This window comes from Kitasatospora sp. NPDC001603 (assembly GCF_040298365.1).
GTDB lineage: Bacteria > Actinomycetota > Actinomycetes > Streptomycetales > Streptomycetaceae > Kitasatospora.
This window is the reverse complement of record NZ_JBEPAA010000189.1, coordinates 1-1,535: the sequence shown is the minus strand read 5'-3', so window position 1 is coordinate 1,535 and position 1,535 is coordinate 1. Positions and strand designations below refer to the sequence as shown.

General features: G+C 75.6%; 1 protein-coding gene. It reads left to right on the top strand.

All coding sequences use genetic code 11. From position 1 onward, the window contains the following. Window positions 1–513 precede the first annotated feature (513 nt). The gene (locus ABT263_RS38760; RefSeq protein WP_352298648.1) at window positions 514–1,437 is read left to right on the top strand and encodes a spherulation-specific family 4 protein; all 924 of its coding nucleotides are present in this window, start codon (window positions 514–516) and stop codon (window positions 1,435–1,437) included. Window positions 1,438–1,535 lie beyond the last annotated feature (98 nt).

Sequence of the window (1,535 nt, the reverse complement as noted above, 5' to 3'; positions counted from 1 at the left end):
CGTGTTCGTCATCGTCATCGTCGCCTTCGTGTCGGTCGTTCCCGCCGTGCGGACAACCACCAGACGCGAGCTGCCCTCCCGTTCGTGACACGGGGCCGAAGTGACCCGCGTCACACCGCCGAGAGGAGTGCGCGGGCGCGCGGCACAAGCCCCCCGAGTGCCGCGACGCAGAGCATTCAACCATGATCGACTCGGCGTCGCGGGGGAGCCGGGGAACGGCGGGGCCCGCAGGTCGGCGGCGGCTCCGGTCCCTCCGCACGCCGCCCGGCGGCGGCGCGCCGCCTGGCCGGCGCCGGCCTTCGGAGGAGCTCCGGAGGCGTCCACTAACTTCCCTGTGTTCTTTCGAAGTTGGCCGCCCGAGTGGGATCGGCCCGGTAGGAATGGGGGCGCTCGGCCCGCCCGGGTCGGGCGGAGGGGCGCGGGGCACGGAGCCGGCCGCGCCCGGGTGCGGCGGGGGTGTCACCCCTCGACCGCCGTCACTCCGACTCCCGGCTCACCGGTCGAAGAGGCGCGATGCGTTCGTTCACCGAGACCCTGCCCGCCCTGCTCGCCGTCGCGGCACTGACCGCCACCACCACCGCCGCCGTTGCGCCCGCCGCGACGGTGTCACCCGAAGGGGCCGGTCCGGTGGCCGCCGACAGACCGCGGGGTCTGGAGGTCGCCGTCCCGGCCTACGTCCTGCCCGGCGACCCCATGCTCGCCGGTCTGCCGACCACCCACCCGGCGCCGTCGATCGTCATCCTCAACCCCTACAACGGCTACGCCCCGTTCGACGCCACCTGGCAGGCGCGCGCCGACAGCCTGCGCGCCGCCACCACCGCGCACGGCGGCCGCACCCGGGTCCTGGGCTACGTCGACACGGCCCACGGCACGCTGCCGCAGGCCGTGGTCCGGGCCACCGTGGACAACTACGTCAGGACCGCCGACCACCGGCTGCACGTCGACGGCATCTTCCTCGACCAGTCGCAGCGGGACTGCGGAGCCGGCAACGCCGACCGGGACTACTACGCGGAGCTGCGCGGCTACGTCCAGGAGGCCGTCTACGCGGTGGCGCCGCAGGCCCGGGACCTGGTGGTGGACAACCCCGGCACCGCGGTCGCGGACTGCTACCTGGAGCCCGGCCACCGTACGGCCGACGTCTTCGTGACCTTCGAGGGCAGCGGTGCCGACTGCGCCGGCGGCTGGCTGGGCGGCAACGTCTTCAACCACGCCGCCGGCTACTACTCCGGCGCGACCCTCGATCCCAGCGGCACGGCGTTCTGGCACCTGGTGTACGACACCCCGGACGCGACCGCCATGCGCGCCACCCTGGACACGGCCTTCACCCGCGGCGCCGGCTACGTCTACACCACCGACGACGAGCTGGACATCCCGTGGGACGCCGCCCCGGGTTGGGGCTTCGCCACCGAGACCGCCCACGCGGCCACCAAGGGCTGACGGGGGGTCTGCCCGTCGCCGGGGCCCGGGCGCCCGGGCCCCGGCGGCGGCGGGGGCCCCCCCCGGGGGGGGGGCACGCCGGCGCCAGGGCACGGGGC